This window comes from Pricia antarctica (genome assembly GCF_900101815.1).
GTDB classification, from domain to species: Bacteria; Bacteroidota; Bacteroidia; order Flavobacteriales; family Flavobacteriaceae; genus Pricia; species Pricia antarctica.
In genome coordinates this window covers 1-25,461 of record NZ_FNAO01000009.1, presented here as the reverse complement: position 1 = coordinate 25,461, position 25,461 = coordinate 1, and the positions used below count along the sequence as shown (strand labels likewise).

Annotated in this window: 22 protein-coding genes and 1 tRNA gene; 15 read left to right on the top strand and 8 right to left on the bottom strand. The window is 43.1% G+C overall.

From position 1 onward, the window contains the following. Window positions 1-23 precede the first annotated feature (23 nt). Window positions 24-482 carry a hypothetical protein gene (locus BLT07_RS17210; RefSeq protein WP_091872416.1) on the top strand — a complete coding sequence of 153 codons (459 nt, stop codon included), beginning with the start codon at window positions 24-26 and terminating at the stop codon, window positions 480-482. Window positions 483-689: 207 nt separating this feature from the next. Beyond that, window positions 690-1,283 (top strand): 3-keto-disaccharide hydrolase, encoded by a 594-nt coding sequence (locus tag BLT07_RS17205; protein WP_091872412.1) that lies wholly within the window; start codon window positions 690-692, stop codon window positions 1,281-1,283. 122 nt (window positions 1,284-1,405) lie between these two features. Here the strand turns inward: BLT07_RS17205 and BLT07_RS17200 are convergent, their stop codons facing one another. Continuing rightward, the gene (locus tag BLT07_RS17200) at window positions 1,406-2,485 is read right to left on the bottom strand and encodes an endonuclease/exonuclease/phosphatase family protein (protein ID WP_091872409.1); all 1,080 of its coding nucleotides are present in this window, start codon (window positions 2,483-2,485) and stop codon (window positions 1,406-1,408) included. Window positions 2,486-2,605: 120 nt separating this feature from the next. On the opposite strand from BLT07_RS17200, the gene BLT07_RS17195 reads away from it, so the two are divergent. Together BLT07_RS17195 and BLT07_RS17190 are read left to right on the top strand one after the other, a co-directional pair. After that, window positions 2,606-5,335, top strand: coding sequence for a TonB-dependent receptor (locus BLT07_RS17195; protein WP_091872404.1), 2,730 nt, complete (start codon window positions 2,606-2,608; stop codon window positions 5,333-5,335). A gap of 36 nt (window positions 5,336-5,371) precedes the next feature. Further along, complete coding sequence (locus BLT07_RS17190) at window positions 5,372-6,757, top strand: DUF5689 domain-containing protein (protein ID WP_091872400.1); 1,386 nt, start codon at window positions 5,372-5,374, stop codon at window positions 6,755-6,757. 63 nt (window positions 6,758-6,820) lie between these two features. Here the strand turns inward: BLT07_RS17190 and BLT07_RS17185 are convergent, their stop codons facing one another. Genes BLT07_RS17185 through BLT07_RS17175 form a run of 3 tightly spaced genes read right to left on the bottom strand, consistent with a single transcriptional unit; the run spans window position 6,821 to window position 9,928 of the window. Continuing rightward, the gene (locus tag BLT07_RS17185; RefSeq protein ID WP_091872396.1) at window positions 6,821-7,267 is read right to left on the bottom strand and encodes a response regulator; all 447 of its coding nucleotides are present in this window, start codon (window positions 7,265-7,267) and stop codon (window positions 6,821-6,823) included. A gap of 26 nt (window positions 7,268-7,293) precedes the next feature. Continuing rightward, window positions 7,294-7,695, bottom strand: a complete 402-nt coding sequence (locus tag BLT07_RS17180) for a response regulator (protein WP_091872391.1) — start codon at window positions 7,693-7,695, stop codon at window positions 7,294-7,296. Between the two features lie 31 nt (window positions 7,696-7,726). Then, entirely contained in the window at window positions 7,727-9,928 is a 2,202-nt protein-coding gene (locus tag BLT07_RS17175) for a PAS domain-containing sensor histidine kinase (RefSeq protein WP_091872388.1), read from the bottom strand. 247 nt (window positions 9,929-10,175) lie between these two features. Here BLT07_RS17175 and katG point away from each other — a divergent pair, with 247 nt between their 5' ends. From katG to BLT07_RS17155, 4 genes are all read left to right on the top strand, one after another. Continuing rightward, window positions 10,176-12,422, top strand: a complete 2,247-nt coding sequence (katG, locus tag BLT07_RS17170) for a catalase/peroxidase HPI (protein ID WP_091872383.1) — start codon at window positions 10,176-10,178, stop codon at window positions 12,420-12,422. A gap of 349 nt (window positions 12,423-12,771) precedes the next feature. After that, a complete protein-coding gene (locus BLT07_RS17165) occupies window positions 12,772-13,200 on the top strand; it encodes a hypothetical protein (RefSeq protein WP_245726582.1) in 429 nt (142 codons plus the stop codon). 101 nt (window positions 13,201-13,301) lie between these two features. Continuing rightward, window positions 13,302-13,667 (top strand): DUF2141 domain-containing protein, encoded by a 366-nt coding sequence (locus BLT07_RS17160; protein WP_245726581.1) that lies wholly within the window; start codon window positions 13,302-13,304, stop codon window positions 13,665-13,667. A 117-nt stretch (window positions 13,668-13,784) separates the two neighbouring features. Further along, window positions 13,785-14,171, top strand: a complete 387-nt coding sequence (locus BLT07_RS17155; RefSeq protein ID WP_091872375.1) for a DUF423 domain-containing protein — start codon at window positions 13,785-13,787, stop codon at window positions 14,169-14,171. A 75-nt stretch (window positions 14,172-14,246) separates the two neighbouring features. Here BLT07_RS17155 and BLT07_RS17150 read toward each other — a convergent pair whose 3' ends face one another. The 4 genes from BLT07_RS17150 to BLT07_RS17135 all read right to left on the bottom strand — a co-directional run bounded on the left by BLT07_RS17150 (window position 14,247) and on the right by BLT07_RS17135 (window position 19,887). Beyond that, complete coding sequence (locus BLT07_RS17150) at window positions 14,247-15,785, bottom strand: carboxypeptidase-like regulatory domain-containing protein (RefSeq protein ID WP_091872372.1); 1,539 nt, start codon at window positions 15,783-15,785, stop codon at window positions 14,247-14,249. 590 nt (window positions 15,786-16,375) lie between these two features. Further along, window positions 16,376-18,613 (bottom strand): ferrous iron transport protein B, encoded by a 2,238-nt coding sequence (gene feoB / locus BLT07_RS17145; RefSeq protein ID WP_091872368.1) that lies wholly within the window; start codon window positions 18,611-18,613, stop codon window positions 16,376-16,378. Next, window positions 18,610-18,849 (bottom strand): FeoA family protein, encoded by a 240-nt coding sequence (locus tag BLT07_RS17140; RefSeq protein ID WP_091872364.1) that lies wholly within the window; start codon window positions 18,847-18,849, stop codon window positions 18,610-18,612. Before BLT07_RS17140 ends, feoB begins: the two co-directional genes overlap by 4 nt. Window positions 18,850-19,203: 354 nt before the next feature. After that, window positions 19,204-19,887: an SCO family protein gene (locus tag BLT07_RS17135; RefSeq protein ID WP_091872359.1), complete on the bottom strand. Its 684-nt coding sequence runs from the start codon at window positions 19,885-19,887 to the stop codon at window positions 19,204-19,206. A 159-nt stretch (window positions 19,888-20,046) separates the two neighbouring features. On the opposite strand from BLT07_RS17135, the gene rseP reads away from it, so the two are divergent. From rseP to BLT07_RS17100, 7 genes are all read left to right on the top strand, one after another. Then, window positions 20,047-21,363 (top strand): RIP metalloprotease RseP, encoded by a 1,317-nt coding sequence (gene rseP / locus BLT07_RS17130; protein WP_091872355.1) that lies wholly within the window; start codon window positions 20,047-20,049, stop codon window positions 21,361-21,363. A gap of 117 nt (window positions 21,364-21,480) precedes the next feature. After that, a tRNA-Asn gene (locus BLT07_RS17125) sits at window positions 21,481-21,554 on the top strand. A 123-nt stretch (window positions 21,555-21,677) separates the two neighbouring features. Beyond that, a complete protein-coding gene (locus tag BLT07_RS17120) occupies window positions 21,678-22,439 on the top strand; it encodes a hypothetical protein (RefSeq protein ID WP_091872352.1) in 762 nt (253 codons plus the stop codon). A gap of 136 nt (window positions 22,440-22,575) precedes the next feature. After that, the gene (locus BLT07_RS17115) at window positions 22,576-22,887 is read left to right on the top strand and encodes a hypothetical protein (RefSeq protein ID WP_091872347.1); all 312 of its coding nucleotides are present in this window, start codon (window positions 22,576-22,578) and stop codon (window positions 22,885-22,887) included. 9 nt (window positions 22,888-22,896) lie between these two features. Next, a complete protein-coding gene (locus tag BLT07_RS17110) occupies window positions 22,897-23,349 on the top strand; it encodes a helix-turn-helix domain-containing protein (RefSeq protein WP_091872342.1) in 453 nt (150 codons plus the stop codon). 5 nt (window positions 23,350-23,354) lie between these two features. Further along, window positions 23,355-24,017 (top strand): P-loop NTPase family protein, encoded by a 663-nt coding sequence (locus BLT07_RS17105; protein WP_091872339.1) that lies wholly within the window; start codon window positions 23,355-23,357, stop codon window positions 24,015-24,017. Window positions 24,018-24,408: 391 nt separating this feature from the next. Next, window positions 24,409-24,975: a BfmA/BtgA family mobilization protein gene (locus tag BLT07_RS17100; protein WP_091872335.1), complete on the top strand. Its 567-nt coding sequence runs from the start codon at window positions 24,409-24,411 to the stop codon at window positions 24,973-24,975. Window positions 24,976-25,461: the final 486 nt, after the last annotated feature.

Below are 25,461 nucleotides of genomic sequence, written 5' to 3'. Positions count from 1 at the left end.
AAAAATTTTTAAACGTAATTCAAATGACCGAAAGCGGATTAGGCTACCAATGGATACAATCACTTCATTCTTACTTGGCTTACGTGGTATTGGCCATACTTTTTCTGGCCGTAGCCAACGCCATTATGGGGTGGATCAACAACAAGATGTTCACCATGGAAAAAGACCTGCGCATCAGTCTTTTTGCCCTGATATTGTCACATATTCAGCTTTTGGTAGGGCTGTTGCTTTATTTCATGTCGCCTAGCGGATTGCAGGCGATACAGAGTTTTGGTATGGGCGGGTTAAATGCCCCGGCCAGGTTATTGGCTGTAGAGCATCCGTTTATCAACATCATCGCTATTATACTTATCACCATAGGTTGGTCACGGCATAAGAAGTTTATGGAGGGGAGGAAAAAGTTTAAAAGCATCACCATTTTTTACGGCCTTGGCTTAGTATTGATTTTGAGCCGTATTCCATGGGGGCAGTGGATAAACTAAATTCATAATTATTTGTCATTCCGACGGGGTCACTGAACCAAATCGAATTGAAGGCCGGAATATGTTGAAAACCATCAAAATATCAAATCCAAAAGTTCTCCCCTGCCTAGGATCCGAATAGCGATCAAAGGAACACGAAAAATGTACAGGTGCCTCAGGCGGGGGAGTGCCTGAAATTTAAAGAACACTTAAACTAAAATCCAAAAAATGAAAAAACTACTAGTTCTAGCTGCTGTCCTTGTAACAACTTTTAGCTTCGCCCAAAAAAAAGACCTCTTCAACGGCAAAAATCTTGACGGGTGGACGGTCTACGGCACCGAAAAATGGTACGTCGAAGACGGACTTTTAATCTGCGAAAGCGGCCCCGACGCCCAATACGGCTACCTGGGAACCGACGAGCACTATAAGAATTTCGAGCTTACCTTGGAGTTCAAACAAGAAGCCGATGGCAATAGCGGAGTCTTTATCCGCTCTAACATCGATGGCACAAAAATCAGCGGTTGGCAAATCGAAGTAGCTCCTCCGGGACATGATACCGGTGGCATTTATGAATCGTACGGCCGCGAATGGCTCATCAAGCCCGACCCTGCAAAAGACAAGGCCTTAAAAATGGGTAAATGGAACAAAATGAAGATTCGGGTCGATGGCGATACCGTAACGACATGGCTTAATGGTACCGAAATGGTAACTCTCGCCGATGAAAAGATTGGAGAGGGGGAAGGCTCGATTGCCCTTCAGATTCATGCCGGTGGTGGAATAAAAGTGAAGTGGCGGAATATTAAACTTAAGGAGTTGAATTGAGACGTAATTGCGAGGAGTGAAGCCGTAGACGAAACGACGCGGCAATCTGTTGAACCTTCTAGGAAACTCAACAGATTGCTGCGCCGTAGTCTGCCGTAGACAGACACGGCTCGCAATGACTGCTACTTTTTAACCTCGACGTAAGAGGCTTCCCTGATCAAATAAACATAAACCGGAAAGTGATCCGAATACCCACCGGCATAACTCCCGCCTGCATAGGTACGAAACGGATATCCTTTATACGGCCCCTTTTTTGAGATAAGATAGGGCGCATTGAAAACTCCGGCCTTCCAAAAGCGATAGGTCTTATTTTCGGCATGTTCCAAGTTTTCGGTGAAGTAGATCTGATCAAAAAGATTCCACTTATCCCGATAGGCGAGGGAGCCTATACCTTTGCGGAACAATTCTTCCATGGGGTTCACCAGGGCAACCTCTTCCAATTGATTTTCATAAGCTGGCCTATCATCGGGGTCGGCATTGGTCCTCAATATTTTTTTAAAACTGTCGTTGATCGGGTCATCGTTAAAATCGCCCATCCCGACAATTTTGGCCGTGGCATCCAATTTTTGAACGGAATCAATAATCCGTCGGCTCAGTTTGGCGGCGGCCATGCGATTGGGTCTGCTCCGTGCTTCGCCTCCACTTCGCGAAGGCCAGTGGTTGACCATAAAGTAGTACTGCTCATCGTCTAAAAGTCCGCCGACGACCAACTGGTCACGGGTGTATTTCCGTTCTCCTTCGTCGTTGTTCAGCAATAATCTCCTGCTATCAAAAGAAGTGGGCATGAAGACCGCCCTTTTATAGAGCAGAGCCACATCGATACCGCGCCTATCGGGCGAATCGAAATGGACGATTCCATAATTTTTGGATAACAGGTTGGGATGATTGACCAAGTCTTCGATGACCTTTAAATTTTCGACTTCGCTAATACCAATAATATCTGGAGAGGTTTTCGTGATATCCGAACCGATTTCGGATAAAACTTTTGAAAGGTTGTCCAGCTTCTTGTTGTAGCGCTCAAGGGTCCAGTTGTCTTTTCCTTCGGGCGTGCGGTCATCGTCAAAAGTGAGGGTGTCGTTCTCGGTGTCGAAGAGGTTTTCGAGGTTATAGAACGCGACGGTCCTTATTTTGTACTGTTTTTCTTCTTGGGCCGTAGCGAAAAAAGAAAGAATTATAAAGGGTATTATTAGATTGATCTTCATCGTATCATAGATGTTAAAATTCCAATTAACGAATAAAGAACCGCTTCAAAGGATTTTTTTGTTCAAAGGATATGTTACTCGATAACTTGTCAAAATCCGCTATACGCAAAACTAGATCCGATGCGATTTTTGACTTATTTTGTATTGATTTTTGTCTTTCCTTCTGCCGTATGTGCGCAGGAAAAATTTTCAGTTTCCGGAACGGTTTTAGATATGCGAACCAAAGAGCCTATTTCCGGGGTACTGGTCGCCATCGAAGCGCATTCAGGTTCAAGCACAACGGATGGCAATGGTCAATTCGAAGTTGCCATTTCTTCCAAGGGAGATTACATCTTGAACTTTACCGCTTCCGATTTTGTGACCAAACGGATTCCTGTAGTTATCGAAAATCAAAATCTCGATTTGGGCACCTTATATCTGGATAAGGATATATCCGTAGAACAAACCGACAATCTTATCAGCCTTACCGAATCCGAACTTCTGGACGATGAAATCAATTCGAATTCTTCCGCCCTGTTGCAAGCTACCCGCGACGTATTCCTGAATCGTGCGGCCTTTGATTTCGGACAGGCTTTCTTTCGCGTACGTGGCTATGATTCACAAAACGGAGAGGTACTTGTCAACGGTATCTCCATGAACAAATTTTACGACGGCAGACCGCAATGGAACAACTGGGGCGGCTTGAACGACGTAACGCGAAACCAACAGTTCAGCAACGGCCTGGCCCCTTCCGATCATACGTTCGGAGGAATTCTGGGGAATACCAATATTGATACAAGACCTTCGGGTATGAGGCCCGGCACACGTTTATCGGCCTCCGCTTCGAACCGCACCTACGCCGGACGTTTGATGGCGACCTATACTTCCAAAGTACAGAAGAACGGACTCGCCTACAGCGTTTCGGCTTCCCGAAGATGGGCGAAACAGGGGTATATCGACGGCACGCTATACGATGCCTACTCGGTTTTTGGGGCTTTGGAATACCAGTTCAATGAAAGTAATAGTTTAAATTTTACAGGAATGCTGGCGTCGAACCGCCGTGGTCGTTCTTCGGCAATTACAGAGGAAGTCTTTGAACTGGCCGGCAAACGCTATAATCCCTACTGGGGCGAACAGGATGGGAAAATCCGCAATTCAAGGGAGCGCAAGATTGCCGAGCCTATACTCATGCTAAATCACTTTTACGAATCCGACAATCTCAACTTGAATACCGGTGTTTCCTATCAATTCGGCACGAATGCGCGTAGCCGATTGGGCTATTATAACGCACCGAATCCCGACCCTACGTACTATCGATACCTTCCCAGTTTTTACATCAACAGCCCGATCGGGGCTAATTTTATAAGTGCCAACACCACCAAAGAGGGCTTTTTAGGAAACCCGCAACTCGACTGGCAAAAGGTCTACACTGCGAATGCCCGTGAAAAGGCGGCCTATGTTTTATACGATGATATTGCCGATGATACGCAATTTACCGGAAATACGATTGCTAACTGGATTATCAACGACCGCTTACAGGCTGATTTTGGATTGACCTACAAAAAATTGACCTCTACTAATTATGCGGAAATCAATGATCTACTAGGGGCGGATTTTTATGAGGATATCGACCCGTTCTCCGACACACTGAACGATCTCATTGGCGAAGTCCAGAAATATGAGGATGCTATTTTTAATTATAACTATAGGATACAGGCCGCACAGACCGACGGCTTCGCCCAATTCAGGTATACCCATACCAAGTGGAACGCCTTTTTTGCAGGAAATTATTCCACGACCAACTATCAACGCGAAGGACTGTTTCAAAACGAAAGGTTTCCCGATAGCTCTCTAGGGGAAAGCGAGAATGTCAAATTCTCGGATTATGGAATCAAATCCGGATTCACCTATAACCTGACCGGCCGGCATGGGGTGAGCCTTCAAGGCGGCTATTTGACGCGTGCGCCAGTTTTGCAGAACGTATTTATCAATTCAAGGGAAAACAATCGGGTCGTTCCCGATATTAAAAGCGAGATTGTATCGACCGTTGATCTGAGCTATTACCTTCGACTACCCAATTTGACCGGAAGACTGACCGGCTTTTATACCCGTTTTCAAAACACTACCGATATCAATTTTTTCTTTGTCGATACCGGTGTAGGTTCCGATTTTGTACAGGAAGTCCTTACTGATCTCGATAAACTGCATATGGGCACCGAGCTGGGGCTAGAATATCAAGTTTCATCCTCGGTAAAGCTGACCGGGGTAGCCGCAGTGGGCAAATTTCTATACGCCAGTAATCCCAACCTCACCATCAACTTCGATACCGCCGGTCGCGAAGAAGATCTGATCAATTTGGAGGGTAATAGCGATCTCGGTATCGCCAATATCAAAGATTTAAGATTGTCGCAGGGCCCGCAACAGGCCTATGCCGTTGGTATCGAATATCGGGACCCGAAATATTGGTGGGTAAGTATGACCGCCAATTATTTGGCCGATAACTACGCCGGTATTTCGGCCATCACAAGAACGCGAAGTTTCTATCTCGACCCTGAGACCGGGCAAAATTTTCCCGAGGCAACGGAAGAAAATGTAAACCGGCTATTGGGACAGCAGCCCTTGGATAATTTTTACTTGCTAAATCTGGTAGGAGGAAAATCGTGGCTCAAAAACGGCAAGTACATCAGTATTTTCGCCAGTGTCAACAACCTGTTCGATAACGTGTTCCGAACCGGTGGCTACGAGCAAAGCAGAAACGGTAATTACGGACAGCTAAAACAGGATAATCTCAGCGGAACGCCCTCTTTCGCACCAAAATATTGGTATGGCTATGGGCGGACGTATTTTTTGAATTTTGCCTATAGTTTTTGAAAGGCTCTCTGCGACCTTGCGGAACAAACTAAAAAAATGAATAGAAAAACGAATTTCACGGCATTAGTTAGGGCATCGATTTTTATCCTTATGGGATTAATATCGATTTTGGCTTGCACCAAATCCCGAAACTTCGACGCACTGCCCACCGACTGCTCTACAGATTTGGAGGCCAACACCACCTATGCCGAAGTCAAAAAACTTTACACAGACCAAACCTTCCAAATTCAACAAGATCTGATTATTGAAGGTTATGTAAGCTCATCCGATGAAGCTGGTAATTTTTTCAGTGTACTTTATTTTCAGGATAGTCCCAGCAATCCTTCCGAAGGGTTTGAGATAGAGATCGACCTGCGCGATTCGCACCTGTTCTATCCGGTGGGTAGCAAAATCTTTATTAAGTTGAAGGGCCTGTACCTGGGAAAAAGCAAAGATGTATTCAAGATCGGTGGTGTTTTCACTTCCTTTGGAAATGTATCGGTTGGCAGATTGCCTTCTATAGTTGTCGATGCTCATATTTTCGTGGACTGTGATGAAAAAGAGGCTATTGAGCCTAGCCTTATATCCCTTCCGGATATCCCAAAAAATCGCACGAATACCCTGGTACGCCTTGATGGTTTTGAATTATCGGAAGCCGAACTGGGCAAATCTTTTGCCACGGAGGGGAGAGAGACCGAGCGTATGTTGACCGACTGTAACGATAACGAGATCGTCTTGCTTAACAGCGGATTTTCAGACTTTCAAGCTGAAATTCTTCCCGAGGGCAATGGGAGTATTACTGGGGTATTATTACGTGAAAATGACAACTACCGGCTGGCTATTCGTAGTTTGGAGGATATGGATTTCAGCAACGAACCCTGCGCCGATTTGATCGATGAATTTTCATCGAACCAAATTTTCATATCCGAATTGGCGGATCCCGACAACAACTTAGCGGCGCGTTTCGTCGAGTTGTACAATTCGGCCAAAGAACCCTTGAATCTGAAAGGATGGACGTTGCATCGCTACACGAATGCCAACACCGAAATCAGCTCGGCGACAGACCTCTCCGATTTTACGATCGGCGCCGAAAGTACGCTCGTTATTTCGCCCAATGCCACCGAGTTTGAAACAGTCTATGGCTTTGCACCCGACTTGGCCGTCGGCAAAAATAGTCCCGCGGACTCCAACGGTGATGACAATCTCGAACTTGTCGACCCGTTCGGAACAGTAGTTGATGTATTTGGGGTTATTGGTGAAGATGGCACCGGCACCAATCACGAATTCGAAGATGGAAGGGCCATACGAAACACAGGCATCACCGAAGGAAATCCGAACTTTACTTTTATCGAATGGACCATTAACAACGATTCGGGGGATTCAGGAACTATCAAGGCGCCCCAGATTGCACCACAAGATTTTACACCGGGCAAGCGGGATTAAAGAATGTGTCATTACAGGGGTAGGTCATACTTTTCAAGAGACACAGTTCTTTTAATTCGGTGATTATAGATTATTGGCTTCCCCCTTAATCTCAAGGCAAGAGCCGTACGGCAATAGTGAACCGACAATCCCCTCCAAAACTTCCTTAGATATCGGTTTGATTAAATAATTGTCTTCAAGACCATAGGTTTTGGCTTTTTCTACATCCTTAAAATCCATGGAAGAGGTCATGATGTAAATCTCAGGCATATCCTTTTGGGAGGGTATCAGCTTGGTGAATTCCTCCATAAAATCCCATCCGTCCATTACGGGCATGTTCAGGTCTATGAAAATTAAGGATGGTAGTTCAGAACCATTCTCCAAGAGCTTCTCGAATTTTTCAAGGGCTTCTAGTCCGTTTTCGAAAACCGATAGGTCGGGCGTAAAACCAATACTTTTCAGGGCTCTTTTAAGGCCAAAAATAGCAATGGCATCGTCATCGATAATACAGGTTCGGTTATGATTTTCCATAAAAGGTTAGATAATAAGCAATGATTTTAGAAACTATTTTCAAGGGCACTTTCCAAATCTTCCTTGGAAATGGGTTTAAGGATATAGTTGTTGACCACTTCATAGTTTTTTATCCGGCCCAGATCTCGGGGGTCGACCGAAGAGCTGATGATATGAATTATAACCTTTTCCCGATTGTGGTTGGGGATTTTCACGAACTCCTCCAAAAATTCCCATCCGTTCATTATCGGCATGTTCAGGTCTAAAAGAATAACACATGGAAGTATTTCGCCATTAGCCGTAATTTTATTTAGGCCGTCAATGGCGTCTTGTCCATTCTGGAATACCAGAACGGTTTCGCAAAAGTCGACCTCTGCCATAAGGCGCTTTGTACCGTAGATGAAAATTGGGTCATCGTCAATGATACAGGCTGTTTTAATTTTCTTCATCTCATTTTTTTAGCAATTTTAGATCCATATTTCAAAGAAATCCAATCTCGAAACAAAGTTTGAACGTGGTGCCTACATTTACGGTACTCTCCACTTCGATGCTGCCGTTCATGGCCTCGATCTGGTTTTTGGTAATAAACAATCCTATTCCTTTGGCATCATTGTTCCTGTGGAATGTCTTGTACATGCCAAAAAGTTTATCGCCATGCCGATTTAGGTCGATGCCCAGGCCGTTGTCAGAAAATGAAAGCAAGATCTTGTTTTCGATGCGTTCTGAAACGATGTTTATGACAGGGGTTCTTTCAGGCGAGCTATACTTGATACTATTGGTAAATAGATTCAGAAAAATACTATCCAGATAAGCGGGTATCCCCCTGATTTTTAAATTTCTGTCAATATTTATATGACATACTGCATTTTTATCCTGTAGCAAAAGGGCTACATTTTTTTTGACGTCCCTAATGATCTTGTTAAGGTTCACCCCTTTCATCTTGTCGAGCGCATCAACCTTTACCTGCACAACTTCGTTCAAATGTAAAACAGTTTCGTTAAGGCTTTCGGAAGCGTCACACAGCATGTTCAACAAGTTCTTTCGCTCCATTTCATTTTCCTCCGTACTCAAGAAACCAGATAACATCGATAGGTTACTGGAATGTGATCGTAGGTTGTGCGAGACAATATGGGCGAAATTCAGTAAACTTTTGTTTTGCTCCGTGGTAACGTCTACCAAACGGTTCAGCCTCTTTTCAGCGTTTATCCGTGGAGAGATATCCATTATCTGGGAGATGAAATGGGATAGTTGGCCATCGATTTCTCGTACCGCAGTAACCGCCAGAATCACATAGACAATATTTCCATTTTTGTGGTAATACCGTTTTTCGATTTGATAGCCTTCACTTTTACCTTCAAACAATTCGTTCAATAACTTCAAATCCTTTTGAAGATCTTCAGGGTGGGTAATATCCTGAAAAGTCATCTGCAATAGATCATTCTGCGAGTAGCCCAGGCTGTTGCAGATACTTTGGTTAACTTTTATCCATTTGCCGTCAAGGCCTACCATGGCCATCCCGATATTGGAGCTTTCGAAGGCCGTTTGGAAGAACTCCTCACTTTTTCTTAGCTTGAATTGGGCGACCTTCAGTTCGGTAACGTCCCAGTTGGTGCCTGTCATTGCAATGGCTTTATCATCGGCATCGCGCACCATGACGATGATTCCGCGTATATGCCGTATTTCTCCATTGGGCCAGACAATCCTAAATTCACTATCAAAGTTTTTCTCCCCGGAAATGGCCATTTCCACTTCGATATCACAACGTTCTATATCATCGGGATGCAGACCGGATCGCCAAGCTTCATATTCGCCCGTAAAATCATTTTTATCGACACCGTAGATGCGATACATGCTTTCGTCCCAATTCAATACGTTATTGACAATGTCGAAATTGAAAATTCCAAAGTTGGCGCCCACTGTAGCGGCCGTTAATTTATCGGTGACCGCTTTATAGTTTAGTGCAATTCTCTTTTTTTCGTCGATATCTTGAATAGTACCATAGATGCGCACCGGTTTGTTGTCCACGATTTCGACCTCGCCCTTGGCCCTTATCCAAACCTCGTTTCCTTTTGCCGTAATAATAATAAGTTCGGTATCCCATGGAGTGCCTTCGCTTATGGCATCACTTACCAGACGGGTTATCTTGTCACGATGTTCTCCCTTTTTGTAGAAATTGATAATTCCTTCAAGGCTCGGTATGTAATTTTTGGATACTTCGTGAATTTCCCTGGTGATTTCAGTCCAATAGACCCTGTCTGAAAAAAGATCTACCTCATAGGCCCCGGTACACGAGACTTTTTGGGCCTTGATTAATAGTTCTTCCCTGCGCTTGGTCTCGGTGATGTCCGCTAACGTGACGATCAATCCGTTTATTTGGCCATTGTCGTCTTTCCAGCTGTCTATTCTCCAATTGAGCCATGTAATGGCCCCGTTAGCAGCTATGAATTTCCTTCCGATATTGCTATTGGATGCTCCGTTCAAGCAATCGTTATAAATTTTTCGAAGGGCTTCGGGGGTATCTGATAGGATATCGTAATAGGATTTGCCGACAATCGAATCGAAATTAGGTGCGAATTCGCGCTGCCAGATTTCGGAATAACTGATAAAGCACATATCCAAATCTAGGATGGCGACCGCTGTTGGGGAATCCTTGATCAAAAAGTTAATCGATGCTATTTCCAAGATAGATTTCGGTTTGGGGGATTACAAATACGTTTAAGTGCATAGAGCAGGAAATTACTTAAAAAAACTTTCGGAACTTTTATTGATTTTTTTAACGATTGAAATAAAGGAAATGTGAATAGAAAATTCCTATCATTTAATAACATTTTAATATGGACAGTCTATGTGGTTCACCTTGTTTTGATTACTTTTAAACGAGTAAATACAATGGGTTATTGCCTATAGGAAACGCTAAAATCAAGATATTATGAGTACTGATAACAAAAACACATCGGAAAACGGTAAGGTTTGGGACGTAAACGAATCTACTGCCAAATGCCCTTTCCTCGGGGGGGAGAATCACCATGTGGCCGGCGGAGGCCCGAGCAACCGTGATTGGTGGCCGAACCAGTTGAAACTGAATATTCTTCGTCAGCACGCGCCGCAGTCCAATCCGATGGACAAAGACTTCAACTATGCCGAGGAATTCAAATCACTTGATTTGGAGGCCGTAAAGCAAGATTTGTATGAATTGATGACCGATTCCCAAGATTGGTGGCCCGCCGATTACGGGCATTACGGTCCGTTTTTCATTCGTATGGCATGGCACAGTGCAGGTACCTATCGTATTTCCGATGGGCGTGGTGGTGCTAGTTCCGGTTCCCAGCGCTTTGCACCCCTAAATAGCTGGCCCGATAATGCCAGTCTCGACAAGGCGCGTTTGTTGCTATGGCCCATAAAACAGAAATATGGGAAAAAGATTTCATGGAGCGACCTGATTGTACTTGCCGGTAATTGCGCCCATGAATCTATGGGTCTGAAAATGTATGGTTTTGCCGGTGGCCGAATCGATGTCTGGCAGTCCGAAGATGATATCTACTGGGGTTCGGAAACCGAATGGATGGAAAACGACAAACGCTTTTCGGGCGACCGGCAACTCGAACAGCCTTTAGCTGCCTCGCATATGGGATTGATTTATGTAAATCCGGAGGGGCCGAACGGAATACCCGATCCTGTGGCTGCGGCCCGCGATACCCGTGAAACTTTTGGGAGGATGGCCATGAACGATTATGAGACGGTCGCCTTGATTGCCGGAGGACACACATTTGGAAAAACCCATGGCGCAGCGGATCCCGGAGAATATGTGGGTGCCGAACCTGCCGGTGCCGAAATCGAGGAGATGGGGCTTGGATGGAAGAATTCTTTTGGAACGGGTAATGCTGGTGACACTATCACTAGCGGCCTTGAAGGTGCCTGGTCGCAGACGCCCACCAAATGGAGCCACAATTTTTGGGAAAACCTTTTCGGTTTCGAATGGGAACTGACCACAAGTCCAGCCGGGGCACATCAATGGAAGCCTAAAGATGATGCAGGTGCCGGCACGGTACCTGATGCCCACGACGCGAACAAAAAACATGCCCCCTTTATGCTCACTACGGATCTTTCATTGAAAATGGACCCTGAATATGAAAAAATATCAAGGCATTTTTATGAAAATCCCGAAGAGTTCGCGGAAGCCTACTCAAAGGCTTGGTATAAGCTTACCCACCGTGATATGGGACCCGTTAGCCGTTATTTGGGGCCTGAAGTTCCTCAGGAAGAATTGATTTGGCAAGATCCAGTGCCTCACGTTGACCACGAACTGATTAATGATGAAGATATCCGATCACTGAAAGCCAATATACTGGCTTCCGGCCTTTCAGTAGCCGATTTGGTATTCACCGCTTGGGCCTCTGCATCTACTTATCGTGATTCCGATAAACGCGGCGGTGCCAATGGTGCCCGTATCCGTCTTGCCCCCCAAAAGGATTGGGAGGCGAACGAGCCGGAGCGGTTGGCCAATGTTTTGGATACTCTTGGACGAATCCAAAATGAATTTAACAGCAATCAGTCTGGGGACAAGAAAATTTCACTCGCCGATCTTATTGTTTTAGGAGGATGTTCAGGCGTTGAAAAAGGAGCCGAGAACGCGGATCATGACATTACGGTTCCTTTCAGGCCAGGTCGTACGGATGCGTCGCAAGAGCAGACCGACGTAGAAGCTTTCGAGGTATTGGAACCCAAAGCGGACGGCTTCCGTAATTTTGACAAGACCAAACACGACATTTCTGCAGAAGAGATGCTGATTGACCGGGCGCAGTTGCTGACTTTGACCATACCTGAAATGACGGTCTTGGTAGGTGGTCTGCGCGCGCTTGACGCCAATCATAAACAATCGCAACATGGTGTCTTTACCCAAAACAAAGGGGCATTGACCAACGATTATTTAATTAATGTGCTTGATTTAGGTACGAAATGGGAAAAAACCTCCGATTCGGAACAGGTATTTGCCGGCCGTGACCGCAAAACGAACGAGGTCAAATGGGCAGGTACCCGGGTCGACCTAATTTTCGGTTCTAACTCCGAACTGAGGGCGGTCGCCGAGGCCTACGCTACCAATGACGCCAAAGAAAAATTCGTTAAGGATTTTGTCTCGGCCTGGAACAAGGTGATGAACCTCGACCGGTTCGATTAGGTCTGATTATAGTCATTGATACATTTTTGAAAAGAGCCGCGGTAGATGTCGTGGCTCTTTTCGTACTTGAAGGCGATCTCGAAATAATTTGTCAATGCCATGCGGATGACGCTGATTTTTACAATTAACAAAAATGATATCTGGTTAACTAGCGTTATAAGAATTGCATCTTTTAAAAGGGTAAGGCATAAAAATATCTAAAGTGAAACAATATTATCGCATCTGACCAGTTTCATTAGTAAGACCTGAAAGAACCTTACGCTTCTTTCAGGTACTAACAGATAATGAACAAATTTCCACCAAAGCCTGTGTTCAGCGCAGTGGAAGTGGGAATGATAAAAAGTTTAAATTGAAAAAGCAGCATTGGCTATGGAATATCTTGGCGGTGGTGACTGTCATCCTTTGTTCATTGGTGTTTGTAATGCATTACAAAAACTGGACTTCTACCGACACCATTGAAATGAAAATCCTCTCCGGATTTTACTATAAAAAGCTGAAGTATTCCGAATTGGATAGCGTCAAGTTCGTAGAAAAGATTCCACCGATGGAACGCCTTAACGGCTTTTCGGCCCAAGAAAAGGGGAAGGGAATCTACAGGGAATTCAAAGATTCGTTAACCGATAAGAAGGTTTACGTGTTCGTCGATAATTTTTCGAATCAAAAAATTGCCGTAACGTATCAAGATTCCCTAAAATTATACTTTAATTTTAAGGATTCGATCGAAACTCAAAACACGTACCAGTTCTTGACAGATAAAATTCCTAAGACCTCCAATTGATTGTGGTATGTTTTTTTGAATTCTTGGGTATTCTGTGAGTTTCAAGAAACACCATGGCTATGAGACTATTCCCCCTTTTTCTTTTAATCCCCTTATTCACAATGGCACAATTCAAACTTACGGTTACTGTAGAGAACGTTAAATCGACTGACGGAAAAATTAGCGTAGCCGTATATGAGAATGCGAACAATTTCCTAAAATTCGATAAGGTTTTCAAGGCCGATAGTGCACCCAGCAAAAAGGGAACTACGGAGGTCGTAATTAAAGACCTGCCGGAAGGTACATATGCTCTTGCTGTCTTTCACGATGAGAACGACAATGATGAGCTTGATACGAACATGCTTGGAATTCCAAAAGAACCCTTGGGATTTTCAAAAGGAAAGATGAAAACTTTTGGGCCGCCAAGTTTTGAAGAATGTGCTTTCGAACTGACTTCGGACCAGGCGATAACGGTACCCATTAAATAGATTAACGTGCCAACCGTCTATGACTTGTTATTAAGATCTCCGCAAATATGAGACCTGACTTTTTCTAAATTCCCAAAAATTAAGCGGAAACCTTATCTTTGATTTAAACACAACACTATGGTTCTAATCGCCCAGTCTGTCGGCGCACTATTCGGCATATTAGCCGTAATTTTCGGCGCCTTCGGCGCACATGCCCTTAAAAAATCTTTCTCGGAAGAACAATTGAAAAGCTTCGAAACCGGGGTCAAATATCAGATGTACCATGCGATTCTTCTTATAATGGTCGGCTTCAACTTCAATTTGGATACTTCCCAACAGAAATATATGGTGTACTGTTTTCTAATCGGCACCTTCCTTTTTTCGTTCAGTATATATGGCCTTACAATAAGCGCTTCCAAAGGAAGGAAGTGGAATTTTTTGGGACCTGTCACACCGTTGGGTGGTTTGCTTTTGGTAATGGGATGGGGTCTTTTACTGTACCAATTTATTGGACGATATTTCTGATGCTGCTTATTTTTAGGGCAAGTTCTCATTCGTGATAACGCATCCCACAAAACATTGACCTGACCTATATGCCGTTCAATTTACCAACTCCGCCTCTGAAGTAAACGCTTTGATTGCCTGATTGGGCTCGATAATGTTATATCCTTTCCAAAATTCTGGATCGTAGTTAGGCATGTAGGTCGGCAGTATGTCGTTATTTTCCTTAAAATATTCGAACTGTTCCTCATTAATAAGTTCTTCGTTAAAGACGACCAGTTCGTAATGGTTTACATTGCCAAATGCGGCGTCTACTTTTAGTGACAGTTCGTTCTGCTTTCTCCGGCCTTTTACGTTTTTGTTCTTTTCAATGATTTTTAAAGGCCTTTTGACGCCTGCCCGAACCCCTTTGATAATGTCGTAGTACCGCAAATGGTACTTTTGGTCGCTGCCCTTGGCGAATAGAATGCTGCCTTTAGCTAGATATTCATTGATGGAAACCCCGAGCAATTTGAAATCCCGTAAAGGTTCGGTGTTTTCGAAATCCATTCGTATTAGGGCGAAATCGTCGGCATTGATATAGAGTTTTCCCTTGTATTCGGGAGAACCATCGGGGATAAAATCAATCACATATACCGCTTGATCACCGAGATAGGTGAAACTCTCGAGGGTGAGATCATACCTTCCGGGCTTAAAAATGACGTTGTAATCGGTATCATCGAAAATCGGAAGGTTTTCAATCAGGTTGCCCAGCGTTTTTCTCTTATAGCCCGAAAAGGACTTTCGGCGGTTTTCCTTTTGCTTCTTTTCTTCTTCTGATCTTTTGTTGAGGGCGGCCACATCGGTAGAATCTATATCGTCTTTGAAAAGGTCTCCCATCTCGTCGGCATCTATTTTAGTACCAAAAAACCATCCGGATTTTATTTTGAAATAGGAATCGGATTTAATATTCTCTTTTACGATTTGATTGAACTTTTCCTCCAATTTTTCCACGTCGAGATTTTTGTCCTTATCGTACATTTCCGAGGCCTTGATCAGATCCAGTTTTTGATTGTCGGCATCGTCGTTGCCGTAAAGGTCGCCCAGCATTTCGGTATAATACGTATTTTGCTTTGGTAAGGATCTGATTACGCTATCCAAAAAGTTATCGTTGAAGGCCGCAATGCTCGATTCCTTCAGTTCGTAGTCCGTCTTTAAAACCTCGTTTTGATAGGTTTCCCGTAGAAAAATCCTTTTTTTAGTGAAATCCGTATAGTAGTTTTTAGCGATATTATCCTCGACCAATTCGATGATTTCCCTTGGCGTGTATGCTTTATTGGAAACAATGACCTCTCTCAGTTCTATGGCCTTGGGCCGTAAAACGATAATGCTATCGGTAAACTCACCAATCGGTTTTCCGATGGATTCATAGCCGATGCTGGAAATATAAAGGGTATCGATTTTCCTAATAGTTGAGTCAAAGGAAAATTTGAACCGCCCCTCTTCGTTGGTAATCATGCCCCTGTTGTTCAGTTGCACGGTAGCATAGGGAACGGGTTTTTTGGTCACGGAATCGATGATGGTCGAACTTAGGTTTTGGGATTGCACCGCAATGCTAATGAAAAGCAGAAAAACAATGGGATTGATGGTGCGTGGCATAAACTATTGGGGTTGATTCCTCAAAAAAAGCAATAGCAATTGAACAACGCCTCCTGTTTTTGATTTTTTTAGTATGGAATTATTTTTTTATTAACGGAATCGAAGAGAATAATTTAGACCAAGCTGAAAATTTGGGAAGAAGCTTCCTATTGGGGACATAGTCTTTAAAATTACAAATCGAACAAATCAGATTTGCGCAAGGCAATTTTTCAGGTAACCGAGCATGCTAGTAGCAACTAATTAATGACATCCACAGCCATCCTCGCCACAAGCCTTACTACCTCTTTTCCCCGAAGCAAATAGAGATTTTGGCAACAGAAACTTCTTGACCAAATAGCCGACTGCCGCAGCAAGAACCATATAAACCAGTATGTTTTGAAGAAAATCCATTTTTTTTTATTTTACGTCACAGGTTTAGATTTGTTACTATTAAAGGCAAAGTGTCTAAAAGTCTGATTTTCCAATATTTGTTTAAACCTCCTACTTTGTATTTAGTACCCCGTATTTTGATTCTGGGTCATATCGACTCAACGGTAATCCCGGTTTTTATCGGGGGAGGTAATGACTACCACGAGCGCCACGGCCCAGTTTTATTTCAAAACCTGATACGCCACCAAAGCAACAATATACGCAAAAGCACTCATAAAAACCAATTGCATCAGGGGCCATTTCCAGCTGTTGGTTTCGCGCTTTACGATGGCAAGGGTACTCATGCACTGCATAGCGAAGGCATAGAAAAGTAATAGCGAAATCCCGGAGGCCAAGTTGAACAGGGGCTCCCCCGTTTTGGGGTTCGTTTCCGCGGCCATCCGGTTTTGGATGGTCTCCTCTTCGTCGCTGCCTACGCTGTAGATTGTGGCCAAGGTGCCGACAAAAACTTCTCGTGCGGCAAAGGAGGTCAAGACGGCGATGCCAATTTTCCAATCGTATCCCAAGGGTTTTACGATGGGTTCGATGGCCTTGCCCATTTTGCCGATATACGAATTTTCAAGTTTATAGCTGGATATTTCCTGATTGAGGGCCTTTTGTTTTAATGCATCCTCCTTTTGCTGTAAGGCATCTTCTATAATGATAGGAGCGGCTTCGTGAGAACCAGTGCCTAAACTATCTTTCAAGATCTCTTGATAGGCCGATAGTTCATCGGCGATATTCGATTGATTAAAGGCTGAAAATCCATCCTCTTGAACACGCTCGGCAACAATGCTATCCGCATTTTTGAAATTGTCGGAATAGCCATTGGATCCCATAAACCAGAGTACGATGGATATGGCCAAGATAATTTTCCCTGCTCCGAAAACAAAGCTTTTGGTCTTTTCCCAAACCGTGTAGGCGACATTTTTGAAGAGTGGGAGCTTATAGTTCGGCATTTCCACAACGAAAAAGGAACGCCCTTTCATCTTTAGGATCTTGTTTAACAACATGGCGGATAGCACCGAGGCGGCGAAACCGATCAGATAAAGTAACATCAGGGTCAGTGCCTTAAAGCTAAGTCCTAGCAAAGTGCCTTCGGGAATTACGAGCGCAATGATGATGAGGTATATGGGCAAGCGGGCGGAACACGTGGTAAAAGGGATGACCAAAATGGTAATGAGACGCTCCTTCCAGTTTTCTATAGTCCGGGTGGCCATGACGGCGGGTATGGCACAGGCGGTACCCGACATCAAAGGTACCACGCTTTTGCCGCTAAGTCCGAAAGGGCGCATCAACCGATCCATTAAAAAGACGACCCGGCTCATGTATCCGGTTTCCTCTAAAAGGGAAATAAACAGGAAAAGAAAGGCGATTTGGGGGATAAAGATGACAATGCCGCCGATGCCAGCCAAGATTCCCTCTGCCAGAAGATCGGTAAATACGCCTCCGGGCAATGTATTTTTTACCCATTGGCTGGCCGACGCAAAAAACTCGTCGATCATGTCCATCGGATATTCGCTCCAAGAATAGATGGCCTGGAATATGGTCAACAAGATGAGCAAAAAAATTAAATAACCGAAGACCTTATGCATCAGTATTTTGTCTACCGAAGCCCTAAAGCCTTTTGCTGCTGCCGGGTCTACTTTGTAGGTTTCTTTGAGAATACCATTGATAAACTGGTAGCGAAGAATTGTTTCTTTCTGTTGTAGGCGTTTAAGCTCCGATTTTGATTTGGTTCCCAAAGACGAGCTGTCCTCTATCAACTTTTTTTCGATGGGCATAAAGTTGACGTCTTGGGTGATGACCAGCCATAATTTGTAGAGGTCTTGTTTGGGAAATGTTTTTTTTAAATTTCTAAAATATTCGGGTGCTATTACGGTAACATCCACATTTTTCGCAGCGGAAAGCGTCTTATATTCAGCAATTAAGGTTTTTAACGTATCGATGCCAGTGCCTTTGCGAGTGCTGACGATGGCGATTTTGGTATTGAGTTTTTGCTCTAGCAGTTCGACATCCAAAGAAATACCCCTACGCGACATCCGATCCGCCATATTTATGACCAGAATTGCGGGTATATTCAGATCTTTTACCTGAGTGAACAGCAAAAGGTTGCGCTTCAGGTTCTCGACATCCGAAATCACGACAGCCACATCGGGATGGTCTTTATCGTTTTTGTTCAGAAGGAGTTCGACGGCAACACTTTCGTCCAACGAGGTCGTATTCAGGCTATACGTACCGGGAAGATCAAGGATATGAGCCTTTACGCCTCTGGGCAATTTACAAATCCCTTCTTTTTTTTCAACGGTAATGCCGGGGTAATTGCCGACCTTCTGCTTCAGGCCCGTCAGTTGGTTGAAAACGGAGGTCTTGCCGGTGTTGGGGTTGCCAATGAGGGCTACGTTGATCTGCTTGCTCATAGTGCGCGGGTGTCTTCAACAATGTCAAGTTCGATGAGCAGTGCCGTTTCGCGACGTATGGCGATATGGCAACCATTGACGTTGATATAGATAGGATCGTTGAAGGGGGCAATCTGTACGAGTTCGATAGCGTTGCCGGGCAAGCAGCCCAGTTCCAATAATTTTATGGGAAGGATGTCATCGGTAAACTCCCTGATTATGCCCTTTTGCCCTCTTTTCAACTGTGCTACCGTCATTATTCTCGTTTCACAATCTTTATTTAGATTGATTATAAGTAAGACAAATTTAAGGGAAAAATGTTGAATTAATGGGATGTTTCGCGGGAAAAAGAAAAATTCGGCGATATATTGAAAAGTTGCGGCTAGCAGTTGCAGGTAGCCATGAAAAATAGAACACTTCCATCGCTCTGAGGTCTTTAACTTGTTCGTTGGTTTTTTCCGTTGAACGCATACTTTTTTAACAACAAACACCGAATCGGTATTTTGACCTTTTTACCAAGTTGCCCGAAGTCGGTCGGTGAGTCAAGGTTCAGCGCGGCTTGGTTTTATTTTCAAATTTGAAACTGGAAAAATACTGCCTACAGCTAGCATCTACTCCTTCCCTTTGCGATACGAGTTTTCCAAAATCTCCAAATCGCCCATCAACTTCTCGACATCCTCCTTTTTAGTACCGTCATAAAATCCTCGGATGCGCCGTTGCTTATCTACCAAAATAAAGTTTTCGGTATGAATCATGTCGTAGGGGCCACCATCACCATCCTCCTTAACGGCTAAATATGATTTTCTCGCCAGTTCGTAAATCTGTTTTTTATCACCGGTGACCAGATTCCATTTCGAATCATCCACCCCCTTTTCAAGCGCATACTTTTTAAGTTGGGCAACGGAATCGATTTGCGGCGTGACGGAATGGGACAGTAGCATAACATCGTCATCGTTCTTGATCCGGTCTTGAATATCGGACATATGGCTGGTCATGATCGGGCAGATAGTAGGGCAAGTAGTGAAGAAAAAGTCGGCGATGTAGATTTTATCCTTGTATGTTTCTTGTGTAATGGTCTCGCCATTCTGATTGATCAACGAAAAGTCGGCCACGGTATGGTATTTACGCTTGTACTGCATGGCACTATCCACCAATTCGGGATTCACCATGGCAGGCTGGTAGATGGTCAACAATTTCTGTGGCTGTAAGGCCTCGTAGAAAAGATATATGATTACTGCACAAAGACAGAAGAACACAATTCCGAAAAGCCGGTATTTGGCGAAAAATGAACGCATACGCTTTTTGACAAAGATACGTTAGTAAGGGGAGGCGTTCAAGAGTGATCAAAACCGTTGCTGCCAAATGTTTCTTAAAAACGGATGGCCGTAATATAGTTTCTTTTTCTAAGCGGTGCTAAAAGCGTACTTTTGTGCGTTCAAATTTTAAAAATTAAAATGGATTTAGTAATCAAGATACTCACATTTGTTCTCATTATTTCGATACTCGTTGTTCTGCATGAGTTCGGGCATTATCTACCGGCGAGATATTTTAAGATCAAGGTGGAAAAGTTTTATTTGTTCTTTGATTGGAAGTTTTCATTATTCAAAAAGAAAATAGGTGAAACGGAATGGGGCATCGGTTGGCTACCCCTTGGCGGTTATGTGAAAATTGCCGGTATGATCGACGAAAGTATGGATACCGAGCAAATGAAAAAAGATCCGGAACCCTGGGAGTTTCGAAGTAAACCGGCCTGGCAACGTTTAATCGTGATGCTCGGTGGCGTGACGGTCAATTTTTTACTGGCTTGGATTATTTATACGGGATTGCTAGCCGTTAACGGAGATACCTACATACCTGCCAATAATTTGAAGTACGGTATTGTCGTAGACTCCATTGGTGAAAAAATAGGATTAAAAACCGGAGATCAAATAGTGGCCATAGACGGGAAGAAATCTAAAAAGTTTACGGATGCCCAAATCGATATCTTATTGGGAGATCAATTGACCGTAAACCGGAATGGACAGGAAATTACGTTTCCCATAAAAGAAGAGGCTCTTGCCGATGTGCTGTCCAGTCAAGGAAAAAGTTTTCTGGGGTACCGTCAAAAAACGGTTATAGATAGTGTTTTACCGGATTCCCCCGCCGAGAAGGCAGGTGTTCTTGCAGGTGACGAAATTGTTTCGGTCGATGGTGAGTCAAATACCTTTAACAATGAGTTCATCAGTAAAATAACTTCGTCCGCCAATACCCCTATTCAACTGGGCCTTATGCGGGATGGGAAATTGCAAAAGTTAAATCTTACGGTGCCGGAAGAAGGCGTTATAGGCGTTTTTATGAGTAGGGATGACCTGTCCGTAACCGATGAATATAGTTTGCCCGCCGCAATACCCGCCGGATTCAACGAAACGATAGATGTGCTTACCAATCAGGTGAAGCAATTTAAAATTATCTTTAACACAAAGACCAAGGGCTATAAAGCGGTCAAAGGCCCTATAGGTATCGTAGAAATGATGCCGGCCAAATGGAATTGGAGTTTCTTTTGGAGTTTTTTGGCGATGTTCTCGGTCTGGCTGGCGTTTGCGAACCTATTGCCAATTCCAGCACTTGATGGGGGTCATGTTATGTTCTTGCTTTATGAAATGATTTCAGGTAGACCACCGAGTGAAAAAGTTCTTGAACGTGGTCAAATCGCAGGATTCATTATCGTAATGGGCTTAATGGCAGTTATCTTTGGAAACGATATTTGGAATATTATCAAAAGATTTCTCTAGAGACCGAAAAATCCCGTTTTATTTTGTTTGCGATATTTCAAAAAGTGCTTATATTTGCACCCGCTTACGCCGCTTTTGGCGGAAATAAGCGGCATTAGCCTTAGAGATTACATAAATTCCTCCTTAGCTCAGTTGGTTAGAGCATCTGACTGTTAATCAGAGGGTCCTTGGTTCGAGCCCAAGAGGAGGAGCTAGCACAGGCAAAGGCTTCGCAGAAATGCGGGGCCTTTCTTTTTTGGCAGGGGTGAAAAAAGGGTGAAACAAATATTTTTTGCATATATCTTCTTATCTTCATAAACGGCTCTCATGCGGTTATGAAATCTTCTACTAAAAATACGATTATTTCGCTTTTCCGGCGCATCGACAAAGCGGTTTTCGATATGCATCGAAAAGGTAGGGCATGGAAAACGAAGAAAGTTCCGCACTGGTGGATCGTACTGGTCTTAGGGTTGGTATTATATCTATTGGTACTTTGGTTATTGTGGCCGTTCCTGTCCGCTCAGGGAATACCCTACCTCAATTATTTTGGTTTTTTCTTGTTACTGGTTTTTACCATAGTGTTTTTGGTATTGTCGAAAATCTACGTTTCGCAGCTCCTGAACTATAAAAGCCCCTATTCGGTTCAAAAAGAAAGAACAGGCGCGAGGGAGGATGATAGGAGGTATAGGGCACCTTTACGATTCGATCAGCTTGTCCATAAGATAGATTATGACAATTCAGACCTTTTTCAGGACTACTTAAAAACGAACCGGGAGGACTTCTTCAGTCTCCTGTCAGGAAAACAAATCTCCGAGAAATTGACTTGGCTTCCTTTGACCGATAGGAAACTACCCAACTTTCGCCTTTTTTTCGAGTTTCTGAACCATATCTCCGACGAGAACTTAGAAGGGTACTATGGGGAAAATCTTTTACGTCTATGCACATATATCACCCAAAATTTTAAATCGAAGGACAACGAATGGTCGGTAAAACAACTTCAAAAGGCACATTCGGGTTGGAAAAACTGCAATCCCAAAAGGCGTATGGACCTGAAAATCGATATAGAAAACCACCTTGTATTTATTGGTCGATCATAATATGAAAAGGAAAGTAAAGAAAAACAGCGGAAGCCTTTCCCTTACTTGATTTGCTGCGTTAACGTACCCAAATTGCTTTCAAATAGTTCCATGTACTGATCATGGAAAAAGTATGAAAACTTAATTTGAAAGCCTTATGGACAAACAAAATTCTTCCCTGGTACAATTGCTCCTTGAAAAGATTGACCATCTCGATGAAGCCGCCCTGGTCAAGAAAAGGGTATTTAATGTCACCAACTTACAGATGTATACCGGTTGGAGCCTTTCTAAAATCTATAAGCTCACATCGGCGAGGTTGATCCCCTTTTCAAAGCCGACCAATGGTTCCCTGTTCTTTGAACGGGAGAAAATAGAGGAATGGCTGCTTCAAAATCCTTCCTATGGCGAAGCGGAACTCGAAGAAAAAGCGAATGCCCATTTGAAAAGACACCATCAGGGTAACCCATAAGAAAGCACTATGAAAGCCAGCGATAGAAATTTTCAGGGTATATGGATTCCTAAACGGATCTATTTGAATACCGAGGTGAATTGGTATGCCAAGATCCTATTTCTGGAAATCCACAGCTTTACGGAAGACGGAAAAGAATGCTTCATGTCCAACAAGTACATTTCCTCATTTCTGAAAATCTCCGAACGACAGGTCTCCCGATACATTAGCGAACTAAAGACAGTCGGCTGGATAGCCGAGGTCTCTTTTGACGGAAGAAGGCGGTTCCTTAAAAGCACATTGGAGTTCAGCTTTCGAACGTGCAAAGCAGATACGACAAAAGTGTCCAGGCAGCATGGACAGTTCTATCGTGTCAGCAACGTCAAAAATGACCATCATATAAAACAAGTAACAAAACAAGAAATAAAATCAATTACTTCTTTAAAAGAAAATATTGAAAATAGAAGTTCAATATTAGAATAGAACCTATGAAAAAGAAAATATCAGGGCTGTTGAAAAAGGAAAAAGAAATAAAGGGTCCGCTATGCGAGCCTGATGTTTTCAATAAAGTTTTTTTCAAAATTGCCCAAGAATTTTATGCCAATACCAATCTAGACTTTGAGGTGGATGGTTCAAACAAAAGTTTCTTGCAACACTTCTGCAAATATTGGAACCGGGACAAGGCCTTTGAACTTTTGGAAAACATCTCCTTGAGAAAAGGGCTATTGGTGTTCGGTTCGTACGGGACCGGGAAGACCTCCAGTTTTCAAATCATCCAAAATATGGCCAAACACTATCAGGTGCGTGAATTATGGTTCCCTTCTATTTCTACCCAAGAAGTGGTGGCCAAGTTCAATCTGGAAAAGAACAAAGAGGAAGTCATTAAATATTATTCCAGAGGGGTTTTTCTATTTGATGATTTAGGAGCAGAAATGGAAGGAAACAATATTTTTCAATATGGGAAGGAGGAAGTATTCGTTCGTATTCTACTGAACCGTTATCGCAATTTTGAAAGTCTTGGCACCAAGACGCACATTACAACGAATTTTAACCTAAGTCAAATCGAACAACGGTATGGCAAGCAACTGGCCGATAGGTTCATTAAAATGTTCAACCTATTAAAATTGGATGGGCCAAGTAGAAGAAAATGATGCGGAATGGGTGTACGGGATTAGCTTTGAATTTCAGCCTTTTCATATAAAACGGTACGAGGTATTCCTGCACGAAGTAAAACGAAGAAAAGGGATAGCAAGAGGGTAACGGGCTAAAGCCACGTTCCGATATATAAAGCATTGATTATCAATATATTGACAATAGTTTTGTTTCATATCATCGGCTAAATTTGCGTCAAACGGACTTGCAGTCCCCGAAAACGTTGAGATAATTTACAGTAACCGGTTTTTAAAGAACCTGCATAAATAATTTAAAGCATTGAAATTCAAAAGGTTGAAAATAATTGTGAATTATTGAGGATTTTCCATTGTCGCAAATTCTATGAAAAAATTCCTGAAAGGCCTATAAACGTTATAAAAAGTTACTGTAATGGAAACAAAAACCAAACGAAATAATACTTTCTCGGCCATAAGCATCAATCGTATCACCGCCGATCGATTTCGGGCATACTCCAAGATTGTTTCCAGATCACATTCGGAAACCATTGATACGATGATCGATTTCTTTGAAAATGCGCGGATATCACCAAAGAGCCAGGTGATGATCAGCTTTATCCGGTTTCAAAACTACATGATGGGGCGGTTCGATTATTTGGAAGAACTGTTACAGACCATGGAACGGGAACAGCTAAGACCCACCCATTATATGCTCAAAAGCCTGTTCGAAGGAACCGCGTTAAAGAAAAAGGAGCAACCCTTGCTTATGGACAAAAAGAACCTAATGATGACCAAAGAGGAATGGGATAGGGAAGAGGGAAAAGTTTCGTTCGATGAATACCATGACCTTATTAAGGCCAGGAGCAAGGACAGACGCATTTTTTCGAAGGTTCTGGACAGTATCGCCAAAGTAGAACCCACCTTTGGCAAACCCTATTTTAAAGTGGAAATGGATGAAACGGAATTGGAGAGTATTCGGCGTGAGCTAAACTGGAAATAGCGAAACAGAATTAGTTCTGAATAAGCAGAATGCGCCCTATTTCGATTTTACTTAACGCTTATCTACCGGAATGCTATAAAATCGAAACAGGATCCACGCGCAAAGTTTCGGGGTAAGTATTTGGGACGAACATATTTCTACTAAGTGTTAAAAAACGTTCCTTTTAAGAGGTGATCATTTGGTGCTTATCGGTAAGGTCTTTTTCCTTTTCTCAGGGGTTTTGAAATAAGAATCAACGCTAAAATTAATTAATAGTTAGAAAACCTATTAATTACTCTAATTCACATTTATTGAAAAATAGCACCAAAAAAAACATGGCAAATAATAAAGCCTAGTACAGAAAGAATTAAACCTATTAGGAAAACATTAAATGATTTTCGTAAGTAGGCATGAGAGTGTAAACTGAACTCTGTCTGAAATAAATTTAATCATTAATTTTATTCAGACAGAACCATGAGAAAAGAAGAACAAACGGAATTCGAGAAA

Bases quoted from the DNA above. Each gene is read 5' to 3' on its own strand.
- BLT07_RS17115 (WP_091872347.1), top strand. From the start codon at position 22,576: ATGGACAAACAAAATTCTTCCCTGGTACAATTGCTCCTTGAAAAGATT.
- BLT07_RS17140 (WP_091872364.1), bottom strand. From the start codon at position 18,849: ATGACGGTAGCACAGTTGAAAAGAGGGCAAAAGGGCATAATCAGGGAG.
- BLT07_RS17180 (WP_091872391.1), bottom strand. From the start codon at position 7,695: ATGAAGAAAATTAAAACAGCCTGTATCATTGACGATGACCCAATTTTC.
- feoB (WP_091872368.1), bottom strand. From the start codon at position 18,613: ATGAGCAAGCAGATCAACGTAGCCCTCATTGGCAACCCCAACACCGGC.
- BLT07_RS17195 (WP_091872404.1), top strand. From the start codon at position 2,606: ATGCGATTTTTGACTTATTTTGTATTGATTTTTGTCTTTCCTTCTGCC.
- BLT07_RS17190 (WP_091872400.1), top strand. From the start codon at position 5,372: ATGAATAGAAAAACGAATTTCACGGCATTAGTTAGGGCATCGATTTTT.
- BLT07_RS17185 (WP_091872396.1), bottom strand. From the start codon at position 7,267: ATGGAAAATCATAACCGAACCTGTATTATCGATGACGATGCCATTGCT.
- rseP (WP_091872355.1), top strand. From the start codon at position 20,047: ATGGATTTAGTAATCAAGATACTCACATTTGTTCTCATTATTTCGATA.
- BLT07_RS17160 (WP_245726581.1), top strand. From the start codon at position 13,302: ATGGCACAATTCAAACTTACGGTTACTGTAGAGAACGTTAAATCGACT.
- BLT07_RS17100 (WP_091872335.1), top strand. From the start codon at position 24,409: ATGGAAACAAAAACCAAACGAAATAATACTTTCTCGGCCATAAGCATC.
- BLT07_RS17110 (WP_091872342.1), top strand. From the start codon at position 22,897: ATGAAAGCCAGCGATAGAAATTTTCAGGGTATATGGATTCCTAAACGG.
- BLT07_RS17210 (WP_091872416.1), top strand. From the start codon at position 24: ATGACCGAAAGCGGATTAGGCTACCAATGGATACAATCACTTCATTCT.
- BLT07_RS17155 (WP_091872375.1), top strand. From the start codon at position 13,785: ATGGTTCTAATCGCCCAGTCTGTCGGCGCACTATTCGGCATATTAGCC.
- BLT07_RS17120 (WP_091872352.1), top strand. From the start codon at position 21,678: ATGAAATCTTCTACTAAAAATACGATTATTTCGCTTTTCCGGCGCATC.
- katG (WP_091872383.1), top strand. From the start codon at position 10,176: ATGAGTACTGATAACAAAAACACATCGGAAAACGGTAAGGTTTGGGAC.
- BLT07_RS17200 (WP_091872409.1), bottom strand. From the start codon at position 2,485: ATGAAGATCAATCTAATAATACCCTTTATAATTCTTTCTTTTTTCGCT.
- BLT07_RS17135 (WP_091872359.1), bottom strand. From the start codon at position 19,887: ATGCGTTCATTTTTCGCCAAATACCGGCTTTTCGGAATTGTGTTCTTC.
- BLT07_RS17105 (WP_091872339.1), top strand. From the start codon at position 23,355: ATGAAAAAGAAAATATCAGGGCTGTTGAAAAAGGAAAAAGAAATAAAG.
- BLT07_RS17150 (WP_091872372.1), bottom strand. From the start codon at position 15,785: ATGCCACGCACCATCAATCCCATTGTTTTTCTGCTTTTCATTAGCATT.
- BLT07_RS17205 (WP_091872412.1), top strand. From the start codon at position 690: ATGAAAAAACTACTAGTTCTAGCTGCTGTCCTTGTAACAACTTTTAGC.